This window comes from Citrobacter sp. Cpo037 (assembly GCF_030332945.1).
GTDB lineage: Bacteria > Pseudomonadota > Gammaproteobacteria > Enterobacterales > Enterobacteriaceae > Citrobacter > Citrobacter portucalensis.
Genome location: NZ_JAOWGW010000025.1, coordinates 220250 through 230799 on the forward strand (window position 1 = coordinate 220250; position 10550 = coordinate 230799).

Sequence of the window (10550 nt, forward strand, 5' to 3'; positions counted from 1 at the left end):
TCATTGATTCTTGAGTAGATTAAGCAGCGGATGAAACTACAGAATTCTTTTCGCGACTATTCGGCTGAGTCCGCGCTGTTTGTGCGCCGGGCGCTGGTCGCTTTTTTGGGGATTTTGCTGCTCACCGGCGTGCTGATCGCCAACCTTTATAATCTGCAAATCGTTCGCTTTACTGATTACCAGACCCGCTCGAACGAAAACCGCATCAAACTGGTGCCTATCGCCCCCAGTCGCGGCATCATTTATGACCGTAACGGAATTCCGCTCGCCCTTAACCGCACCATTTATCAGATAGAAATGATGCCGGAAAAGGTCGACAACGTTCAGGATACCCTCGACGCGCTGCGTAACGTCGTAGACCTGACGGACGACGACATTGCCGCCTTTAAAAAAGAGCGCGCCCGTTCACACCGCTTCACCTCCATTCCGGTAAAAACTAACCTGAGTGAAGTGCAGGTGGCACGGTTCGCCGTTAATCAATATCGCTTTCCCGGCGTCGAAGTTAAAGGCTATAAACGCCGCTATTACCCCTACGGCTCTGCGCTGACCCACGTCATTGGCTACGTATCGAAGATCAACGATAAAGACGTGGACCGCCTGGACAAAGACGGCAAGCTGGCCAACTACGCGGCAACGCACGACATCGGTAAGCTGGGTATTGAACGCTATTATGAAGACGTACTTCACGGCCAGACCGGTTATGAAGAAGTTGAAGTGAACAACCGTGGCCGCGTCATTCGCCAGTTGAAAGAAGTGGCGCCGCAGGCCGGGCACGATATCTATCTCACCCTTGACCTGAAACTCCAGCAGTACATTGAAACGCTGCTGGCGGGCAGTCGTGCCGCGGTGGTAGTCACCGACCCGCGTACCGGTGGCGTTCTCGCACTGGTGTCCATGCCGAGCTACGACCCGAACCTGTTTGTCGATGGTATCTCGAGTAAAGATTACTCCGGGTTGCTCAATGACCCGAATACCCCATTGGTTAACCGCGCGACTCAGGGTGTCTACCCTCCTGCTTCGACGGTTAAACCGTACGTCGCGGTTTCTGCATTAAGTGCGGGCGTCATCACCCGCAATACTGGTCTGTTCGATCCGGGTTGGTGGCAATTACCGGGCTCTGAAAAACGTTACCGCGACTGGAAAAAATGGGGGCACGGCCATCTGAACATCACCCGTTCTCTGGAAGAGTCGGCGGATACGTTTTTCTATCAAATCGCCTATGATATGGGGATAGACCGCCTTTCAGAATGGATGAGCAAGTTTGGCTACGGCCAATATACGGGTATCGATCTTGCCGAAGAGCGCGCCGGAAACATGCCAACCCGCGAGTGGAAGCAAAAACGGTTTAAAAAGCCATGGTACCAGGGTGATACCATTCCGGTCGGCATCGGTCAGGGTTACTGGACGGCAACCCCTATCCAGATGAGTAAAGCGCTGATGATCCTTATCAACGACGGTTTGGTAAAAGTCCCGCATCTGCTGATGAGCACAGCAGAAAACGGCAAGCAAGTGCCGTGGATTCAGCCACACGAACCACCCGTTGGTGACATTCATTCCGGTTATTGGGAAATCGCAAAAGACGGCATGTACGGTGTAGCCAACCGTCCTAACGGTACTGCACACAAATATTTCGCTGGCGCACCTTACAAAATTGCGGCGAAATCCGGTACTGCACAGGTCTTTGGCCTGAAAGCCAATGAAACCTATAACGCACATAAGATCGCCGAGCGCTTACGTGACCACAAGCTGATGACGGCCTTCGCACCCTATGATAAGCCCCAGGTTGCTGTCGCCATAATCCTTGAAAACGGTGGCGCGGGCCCGGCTGTGGGTACCATTATGCGCCAGATCCTTGACCACATTATGTTGGGCGACAATAACACCAATCTGCCTGCAGAAAACCCCGCGGTTGCAGCAGCGGAGGACCAATAATCGTGACGGATAATCCGAACAAAAAAACATTTTGGGACAAAATCCACATCGATCCCACGATGTTGCTTATTTTGCTGGCGCTGCTGGTTTACAGCTCGCTGGTCATCTGGAGCGCCAGCGGCCAGGATATTGGCATGATGGAGCGCAAGGTCGGTCAGATCGCGATGGGCCTGGTCATCATGGTGGTGATGGCGCAAATCCCGCCCCGAGTTTATGAAGGTTGGGCTCCCTATCTCTACATCTTTTGCATCATTTTGTTGGTGGCGGTAGATGCCTTCGGCGCTATCTCCAAAGGTGCGCAGCGCTGGCTGGATTTGGGGATTGTGCGTTTTCAGCCCTCCGAAATCGCCAAGATTGCCGTGCCGCTGATGGTCGCACGCTTCATCAACCGTGATGTTTGCCCGCCATCGCTAAAAAATACCGCCATTGCGTTAGTGCTGATATTTATGCCCACCCTGCTGGTGGCCGCCCAGCCAGACCTCGGAACTTCAATTCTGGTCGCCCTTTCCGGTCTGTTTGTTCTGTTCCTTTCTGGTTTGAGCTGGCGTTTAATCGGTGTTGCGGTGGTCCTGGTTGCGGCGTTTATCCCGATACTGTGGTTCTTCCTGATGCATGATTATCAACGTCAGCGCGTCATGATGTTACTCGATCCGGAAACTGATCCGCTGGGTGCGGGCTATCACATCATTCAGTCTAAAATTGCTATTGGCTCTGGCGGTCTACGTGGTAAGGGCTGGCTACACGGTACGCAGTCGCAGCTTGAGTTTTTACCCGAACGTCATACAGATTTTATCTTCGCGGTATTAGCGGAAGAACTGGGTCTGGTAGGGATCTTAATTCTGCTGGCGCTGTACATTTTGCTGATTATGCGCGGATTATGGATCGCTGCCCACGCGCAAACCACCTTTGGTCGCGTTATGGCGGGTGGTTTAATGTTGATATTATTCGTTTATGTCTTCGTAAATATTGGTATGGTGAGCGGTATTCTGCCCGTGGTTGGCGTTCCTCTCCCACTGGTCAGTTACGGAGGCTCGGCACTTATCGTGCTGATGGCTGGGTTCGGGATTGTTATGTCGATCCATACCCATAGAAAAATGTTGTCGAAAAGCGTGTAAGGGGTACGCAATGCGTAAGCAGTGGCTTGGTATCTGCATCGCAGCAGGAATGCTCGCGGCGTGTTCGAGTGATGATGGTCAGCAACAGGGTGCTGTCGCGCCGCAGCCTGCGGTGTGTAATGGTCCGATTGTTGAAATCAGCGGGGCCGATCCGCGCTTTGAACCCCTGAACCCAACGGCGAATCAGGACTATCAGCGTGATGGTAAGAGCTACAAAATCGTCCAGGACCCTTCCCGCTTTAGCCAGGCAGGGCTTGCCGCTATCTATGATGCGGAACCCGGAAGCAACTTAACCGCGTCTGGTGAAGCGTTCGACCCGATGCAGTTAACCGCTGCGCATCCGACGCTGCCAGTCCCAAGCTATGCCAGAATAACTAACCTGGCAAATGGCAGGATGATTGTCGTGCGCATTAACGATCGCGGCCCTTATGGCAACGATCGCGTGATTTCACTTTCACGTGCAGCAGCCGACCGTCTGAATACCTCCAACAATACCAAAGTGCGTATCGACCCGATCATCGTCGCCCAGGATGGTTCTTTGTCCGGGCCGGGAATGGCTTGTACCACGGTAGCGAAACAAACCTATGCCCTGCCCGCGCGTCCTGATTTAAGCGGCGGTGGCAATATGGGCAGCATACCTGCGCCATCGGATGCGGGTCAGCCGCAAGGCGATATTCGTCCGATCAGCAATTCCACGTTGAAAAGCGATGATACAACCGGTGCGCCAGTGAACAGCAGTGGATTCCTCGGTGCGCCGACCACGCTCGCTGCAGGCGTGCTGGAAGGTAGCGAGCCGACTCCGGCTCCGCAACCGACCACCACCGCGCCGGTAACACCAACCGCACCAGCAGCAACACCAGCCGCCGTCGCTGCACCTGCGCCAGCGGCAGTAGCCAACGGACGCTACGTGGTTCAGGTTGGCGCAGTCAGCGAGCAGTCGCGTGCGCAGCAGTATCAAAAACGTTTAAGCCAGCAATTTGGCGTCCCAGGTCGGGTGGTACAAAACGGCGCAGTCTGGCGTATCCAGATGGGGCCGTTCGCCAGCAAAGCTGAAGCCTCCACATTGCAGCAGCGTCTTCAAGCCGAGGCGCAATTACAGTCCTTCATCACCGGCGTGTAATAACGTAAATCAGGTATCTGAACTGTCAGTTTCTGTAAATGACATTAACAAAGTCACGCGGAAAGTCAGATGCCTGCCCGTTTTGCATTTGCTATAGTAGGGCACTTTTTTTAATTTCATCACGGACGTCGTAGTTCAGACCATGAAGACCACTTTTTCCGCTCGTTTCGTGCAGCGTATGGCGCTCACCGCGGCTCTCTGCGCAGCTTCTCTCTCTGCTGCCCATGCCGATGACCTGAATATTAAAACCATGATCCCGGGTGTTCCGCAGATCGATGCGGAGTCATATATCCTGATTGATTACAATTCAGGCAAAGTTCTGGCAGAACAGAACGCTGACACTCGCCGCGATCCCGCCAGTCTGACCAAAATGATGACCAGCTACGTCATCGGCCAGGCGATGAAAGCCGGGAAATTCAAAGAAACTGATCTGGTCACCGTCGGCAATGACGCCTGGGCTACAGGTAACCCGGTCTTTAAAGGTTCATCATTGATGTTCCTGAAACCTGGCATGCAGGTTCCTGTTTCTCAGCTTATCCGTGGTATCAACCTGCAATCCGGGAATGACGCGTGCGTGGCAATGGCGGACTTCGCAGCCGGTAGCCAGGATGCTTTCGTCGGTCTGATGAACAGCTATGTGAACGCGCTGGGCCTGAAAAACACCCACTTCCAGACCGTTCATGGTCTCGATGCTGACGGTCAGTACAGCTCGGCTCGCGACATGGCGATGATTGGTCAGGCGCTGATTCGCGACGTGCCTAACGAATACTCTATCTATAAAGAAAAAGAGTTCACCTTTAACGGCATCCGTCAGTTAAACCGTAACGGCCTGCTGTGGGATAACAGCCTGAATGTCGACGGTATCAAAACCGGTCATACCGACAAGGCTGGCTATAACCTCGTTGCATCCGCAACCGAAGGTCAGATGCGTCTGATCTCCGCCGTCATGGGTGGCCGCACCTATAAAGGTCGTGAAACCGAAAGTAAAAAACTGCTGACCTGGGGCTTCCGTTTCTTTGAAACCGTGAACCCACTGAAAGTCGGTAAAGAGTTTGCTTCAGAGCCCGCCTGGTTTGGTAATACCGATCGTGCATCGTTAGGCGTAGATAAAGATGTCTACCTGACTATTCCGCGCGGCCGCATGAAAGATCTGAAAGCAAGCTATGTGCTGAACACCACGGAACTGCACGCACCGCTGCAGAAAAACCAGGTTGTCGGCACCATCAACTTCCAGCTGGATGGCAAAACTATTGAGCAGCGCCCGCTGGTAGTCCTGCAGGAAATCCCTGAAGGCAACTTCTTTGGGAAAATCATTGATTACATTAAATTAATGTTCCATCACTGGTTTGGCTAAAAATCGAACACTTGAAAGTGTGATTTACGTCCCCATATACTAGGTATCCAGATAACTCCCACGCGCTGTGGGAGTTATTATTTATTGATGTAACGCCGGAGCTGACATGAAAACCAAACTTAACGAACTGCTTGAATTCCCTACTCCATTTACTTACAAAGTAATGGGGCAGGCGTTGCCTGAGCTGGTTGATCAGGTGGTTGAAGTGGTACAGCGCCATGCGCCAGGTGATTACTCTCCGACGGTAAAACCGAGCAGCAAAGGCAACTACCACTCGGTCTCAATCACTATTACTGCTACACACATTGAGCAGGTTGAAACGCTGTACGAAGAATTAGGCAATATCGATATCGTTCGCATGGTGCTGTAAAAACCTGTTGGTTACCCGCTGCATCCCCGCTCGGGTAACCCCTCCCTCCTGTGATATACTTTTTCCCCTCTTTTATATTCTCTACTCTATGTGAGTATCTACGGAGATGCCGTTTTGTATCAGGATAAAATTCTTGTCCGCCAGCTCGGTCTTCAACCTTACGAGCCAGTTTCTCTGGCCATGCACGAATTCACCGATACCCGCGATGAAAACAGTTATGACGAAATCTGGCTGGTAGAGCATTATCCTGTTTTTACCCAGGGTCAGGCAGGTAAAGCAGAGCACGTACTGATGCCGGGAGATATTCCGGTGATCCAGAGCGATCGTGGCGGTCAGGTGACTTATCACGGGCCGGGCCAGCAAGTCATGTATGTGCTGTTGAACCTGAAGCGTCGTAAACTTGGCGTTCGCGAACTGGTTACGCTGCTGGAGAAAACCGTTGTGAATACCCTTGCGGAAATCGGTATTGACGCCCACCCGCGAGCCGATGCGCCTGGCGTATACGTTGGAGAGAAGAAAATCTGCTCTTTGGGGTTACGTATTCGTAAAGGTTGTTCATTTCACGGCTTAGCGCTCAATGTGGATATGGACTTGTCGCCTTTCCTGCGTATCAATCCTTGTGGTTATGCCGGAATGGAAATGGCGAAGGTATCGCAGTGGGATAGCACAGCCACGACCGAGAGCATTCGCCCAAGGCTGCTGGCCAACATTCTGGCGCTGTTGGGTAACCCACCGCACGAGTACATCGCGGACTGAAAATACGCGCATACTTTGCCACGGCATATGTTGTGGCAAATGGCACAAAACAACAACTATTTTACATTTTGCCAGCCTGTCAGGCTGCTTTCTGGCCCGTTTCAATGATATACTGCGTATCACTAATTCAAAAATAGTTGATAAATGCAACATTCCCTTGAATTAAAACGCTTTCCTTCGTAATTCGCAACTGGAACACGCAAGCTATGAGTAAACCCATTGTGATGGAACGCGGTGTTAAATACCGCGATGCCGATAAGATGGCTCTTATCCCGGTAAAAAATGTGGCAACAGAGCGTGAAGCCCTGCTGCGTAAACCGGAATGGATGAAAATAAAACTGCCAGCGGACTCCACTCGCATCCAGGGCATCAAAGCGGCAATGCGCAAAAATGGCCTGCACTCTGTCTGCGAAGAAGCTTCCTGCCCTAACCTGGCTGAATGTTTCAATCACGGAACTGCAACCTTTATGATCCTCGGCGCAATCTGTACCCGCCGTTGCCCATTCTGTGACGTTGCCCATGGCCGTCCGGTTGCTCCTGATGCTAACGAGCCGTTAAAACTTGCTCAGACGATTGCTGACATGGCGCTGCGCTATGTCGTCATTACCTCCGTTGACCGCGACGATCTGCGTGACGGCGGTGCTCAGCACTTTGCTGACTGCATCACCGCTATTCGTGAGAAAAGCCCGTCGATTAAAATCGAAACGCTGGTGCCTGACTTCCGTGGTCGTATGGATCGTGCGCTGGATATCCTCACGGCCACCCCGCCGGATGTGTTTAACCACAACCTCGAAAACGTACCACGTATTTATCGCAATGTTCGTCCAGGTGCTGACTACAACTGGTCACTGAAGCTTCTGGAACGTTTCAAGGAAGCGCACCCGGAGATTCCAACCAAATCAGGTCTGATGGTCGGTCTGGGCGAAACCAATGCGGAAATCATTGAAGTCATGCGTGACCTGCGCAGCCATGGTGTCACCATGCTGACATTGGGACAGTATTTACAGCCAAGCCGCCATCACCTGCCGGTTCAACGCTATGTGAGCCCGGATGAGTTCGATGAGATGAAAGCCGAAGCTATGGCCATGGGCTTTACCCATGCAGCCTGCGGTCCATTCGTTCGCTCTTCATACCATGCTGACATGCAGGCTAAAGGGCTGGAAGTGAAGTGATCGTGTAATACTCACTTACATTTCGGCAATAAAAAAACCGGCAAATTGCCGGTTTTTTTTCATGCAGAGTATGCAGTATGAGCATCATGCTCCTGACATTACTCTTTATGAGAAAGCTTCTCAGCCTGAACGCTACCATCAGCATCTTTCTTAGCATCGGCATTATCGTCGTTCATTGCTTTCTTGAAGCCCTTGATTGCCGTTCCCAGGTCTCCACCCAGTGTACGTAACTTCTTGGTACCAAACAGCAGAACAACCAGTGCGGCAACCACCAGCAGTTTGGTAATACTAATCTCACCCATAGATACCTTCTTGACTTAAACCAGGCTGCATAAAGCGCCATATTAACCTGAGAATATTAACGGCCTTTCGACGCGCGCACACAATAGCAATCTGTAACAAGGTGAATCAAGCCTTGTTTAAAAAAACGTCATAATAATTGCGGTGGCGCAAAGCGTCGGTTACTTAACACCGGGAGTTGTGCCCTAACCTGCCTCACCCGCTCGGCGGAAACCTCGGCCATAATTAGCGTGGGCGTTTCTGCCGCAGCAGCAATGGTCACACCAAAGGGGTCGATGACCCTGCTTTGGCCGATATTCTTGTTACCGCACTCTCCCGCCGCAATCAAGTAACACGTCGCATCTAACGCTCTTGCCGCCAAAAGCGTAGCCCAGTGATGTTCTTTAAGCGATCCCCGAACCCAGGCTGCGGGTAAGACAAGAATTTCCGCTCCCTGCAATGCGTGCGCCAGCGCCAGCTCAGGAAAGCGCAGATCATAACAGGTCATTAACCCTACTTTTAACCCGTCTACGTCCAGCAGCGGCGCTATGGCGTCCCCTGCATCCACATTACGTGACTCCTGAATCGAAAAGGCATCATAGAGATGTAATTTAGCGTAATGGGCCACGACCTGACCTGCCCGTAGCGCCACCAGCATGTTAAACGCCCGGCCTGGCACAGAAGGAACATGAATTGTCAGGATTGTCGTCATCTCGTTTTGCGCGCTTTCTCGCAGCAAGCGCGTCAAAAATCCGCCCTCCAGCAGTTGAGCTGATTTCACTGACAGGTCTGGGTCCAGATCGTCACGGGCCAGAAGCGCCTCCGGTAATACCAGCAGCGACGCCCCCTCTCCTGCAGCCTGTGACATCAATAAGACGCAGGTTTCTGCATTTTTTTCCCATGAAGGTCCCACGGCAAATTGCCCTGCTGCAACGAACATATTCCCTCCAGAAAACGTTGTTAGGCTCGCCAACCACGATTATTCAGAGTTACACTCATCCTATATACAATCAAATAGCAGGATTATGCAGTGTTACAACTCCTTTTAGCGGTTTTTATCGGTGGTGGTACAGGTAGTGTAGCAAGATGGATGTTGAGCATGAGGTTTAACCCGCTCCATCAGGCCATCCCATTCGGTACGCTGGCTGCAAACTTACTTGGCGCATTTATCATTGGTATGGGTCTGGCATGGTTTAATCGCATGACAAACATTGATCCAATGTGGAAGGTACTGATTACCACTGGCTTTTGCGGGGGACTGACAACGTTTTCCACTTTCTCAGCTGAGGTGGTGTTTTTGCTACAGGAAGGACGCTTTGGTTGGGCTATGGTGAATGTACTGGTTAATCTGTTGGGATCATTTGCGATGACCGCCCTGGCATTCTGGCTGGTTTCAGCCTCTCCCGCGCACTGAAGCGAAAAAAAACCCGCAATTAAGCGGGTTTTGAATGCTTGCTGTCGTATGCTTACAGAGCGATTACGTTTGCAGCAGAAGGGCCTTTGGCACCGTTAGTGATTTCGAACTCTACACGCTGACCTTCAGCCAGAGTTTTAAAACCATTGGTCTGGATTGCAGAGAAGTGTACGAACACGTCTTTGCTGCCATCTTCCGGAGTAATGAAACCGAATCCTTTGGACTCATTAAACCACTTAACGTTACCTTTAATCTTAGACATCAAAATTACCTTTACATGAAAAATAGACACAAATGCTGTGTCGGGTATCAGTACAACAATTGTGGTGGACTTTGTCCAGTCGAACTTTATCAAAAAGTGATAAATGTCGCGTTATTTTTCAGTTAAAGTTAATATCACACTGTTTTTAAAAGACTTTTTAATAATCCACCTGACAATACAGGTAGTCCATCAAAACTGGAAACGCATCCATGCAAAGTAGACGTTACCGTTGTTGTACGTTCCCGGAATGTAGGTCATCTGGAACGTTGCCGGACCATACCCTATCGATGCCAGCGGTAACAGCACGGGTACCGGAATGTAGTTCCAGTTATCGCGCGCGGTAAAACCAGCGGTAAAACCGAGACCTGTATGGAAATTTTCATCTGCCAGCGGTCGCCAGGTTTTTTCCCAGCCATAACCACCAATGGGTTCCCATTTATTGTAGGAATCCTTAAAGGCCATTATATAAAGCCCGTGCCAGTTACCTTTATCATCCCAACGAGATTGACCAAAGCCCGCCCCCCATGGGCGTTCATTGTAGCGATCCGTTTTTTCTTTATCATAAGCAAAACGCGCATGCCAGGTAATAGCCGGCACGTACAGATCATAATGTTCTGGCTGCTGCCAGGTTTCACTGACATTGTCTTTAAAAGTAGCGAACCAACCTTTATCTTCAGCAGCGCCCTGGGGAATGAAAGCTAAGGAAGGTGCGAACAAGTTCCTGATATGAGATCATCATATTCATCCGGAGCGCATCCCAGAGGGACATCATGAGC

12 protein-coding genes are annotated in these 10550 nt (G+C 51.2%); 8 read left to right on the forward strand and 4 right to left on the reverse strand.

Features of this window, described 5'->3' with window-relative positions; translation table 11 throughout:
- The first annotated feature begins 30 nt into the window (after nucleotides 1-30).
- From mrdA to lipA, 7 genes are all read left to right on the forward strand, one after another.
- The gene (gene mrdA / locus OGX94_RS02725) at nucleotides 31-1932 is read left to right on the forward strand and encodes a peptidoglycan DD-transpeptidase MrdA (protein WP_003831292.1); all 1902 of its coding nucleotides are present in this window, start codon (nucleotides 31-33) and stop codon (nucleotides 1930-1932) included.
- Nucleotides 1933-1934: 2 nt separating this feature from the next.
- Nucleotides 1935-3047 (forward strand): peptidoglycan glycosyltransferase MrdB, encoded by a 1113-nt coding sequence (gene mrdB / locus OGX94_RS02730; RefSeq protein ID WP_003022718.1) that lies wholly within the window; start codon nucleotides 1935-1937, stop codon nucleotides 3045-3047.
- 10 nt (nucleotides 3048-3057) lie between these two features.
- Nucleotides 3058-4167 (forward strand): endolytic peptidoglycan transglycosylase RlpA, encoded by a 1110-nt coding sequence (gene rlpA, locus OGX94_RS02735; protein ID WP_257661482.1) that lies wholly within the window; start codon nucleotides 3058-3060, stop codon nucleotides 4165-4167.
- A gap of 142 nt (nucleotides 4168-4309) precedes the next feature.
- A complete protein-coding gene (gene dacA, locus OGX94_RS02740) occupies nucleotides 4310-5521 on the forward strand; it encodes a D-alanyl-D-alanine carboxypeptidase DacA (RefSeq protein WP_003022711.1) in 1212 nt (403 codons plus the stop codon).
- Between the two features lie 106 nt (nucleotides 5522-5627).
- The gene (ybeD, locus tag OGX94_RS02745) at nucleotides 5628-5891 is read left to right on the forward strand and encodes a DUF493 family protein YbeD (RefSeq protein WP_003022706.1); all 264 of its coding nucleotides are present in this window, start codon (nucleotides 5628-5630) and stop codon (nucleotides 5889-5891) included.
- A gap of 114 nt (nucleotides 5892-6005) precedes the next feature.
- Nucleotides 6006-6647: a lipoyl(octanoyl) transferase LipB gene (lipB, locus tag OGX94_RS02750; protein ID WP_257661481.1), complete on the forward strand. Its 642-nt coding sequence runs from the start codon at nucleotides 6006-6008 to the stop codon at nucleotides 6645-6647.
- Nucleotides 6648-6853: 206 nt separating this feature from the next.
- Nucleotides 6854-7819, forward strand: coding sequence for a lipoyl synthase (lipA, locus tag OGX94_RS02755; RefSeq protein ID WP_003022702.1), 966 nt, complete (start codon nucleotides 6854-6856; stop codon nucleotides 7817-7819).
- A 98-nt stretch (nucleotides 7820-7917) separates the two neighbouring features.
- Here the strand turns inward: lipA and tatE are convergent, their stop codons facing one another.
- Complete coding sequence (tatE, locus tag OGX94_RS02760) at nucleotides 7918-8121, reverse strand: twin-arginine translocase subunit TatE (RefSeq protein ID WP_003022699.1); 204 nt, start codon at nucleotides 8119-8121, stop codon at nucleotides 7918-7920.
- A gap of 128 nt (nucleotides 8122-8249) precedes the next feature.
- Nucleotides 8250-9038: a deaminated glutathione amidase gene (locus OGX94_RS02765; protein ID WP_126955860.1), complete on the reverse strand. Its 789-nt coding sequence runs from the start codon at nucleotides 9036-9038 to the stop codon at nucleotides 8250-8252.
- Nucleotides 9039-9128: 90 nt separating this feature from the next.
- Here OGX94_RS02765 and crcB point away from each other — a divergent pair, with 90 nt between their 5' ends.
- Entirely contained in the window at nucleotides 9129-9512 is a 384-nt protein-coding gene (gene crcB, locus OGX94_RS02770) for a fluoride efflux transporter CrcB (RefSeq protein ID WP_003831281.1), read from the forward strand.
- Nucleotides 9513-9564: 52 nt separating this feature from the next.
- Here crcB and cspE read toward each other — a convergent pair whose 3' ends face one another.
- Nucleotides 9565-9774, reverse strand: coding sequence for a transcription antiterminator/RNA stability regulator CspE (gene cspE, locus OGX94_RS02775; RefSeq protein WP_000034825.1), 210 nt, complete (start codon nucleotides 9772-9774; stop codon nucleotides 9565-9567).
- A 189-nt stretch (nucleotides 9775-9963) separates the two neighbouring features.
- Nucleotides 9964-10500: a lipid IV(A) palmitoyltransferase PagP gene (gene pagP / locus OGX94_RS02780; RefSeq protein WP_502873440.1), complete on the reverse strand. Its 537-nt coding sequence runs from the start codon at nucleotides 10498-10500 to the stop codon at nucleotides 9964-9966.
- Nucleotides 10501-10550: the final 50 nt, after the last annotated feature.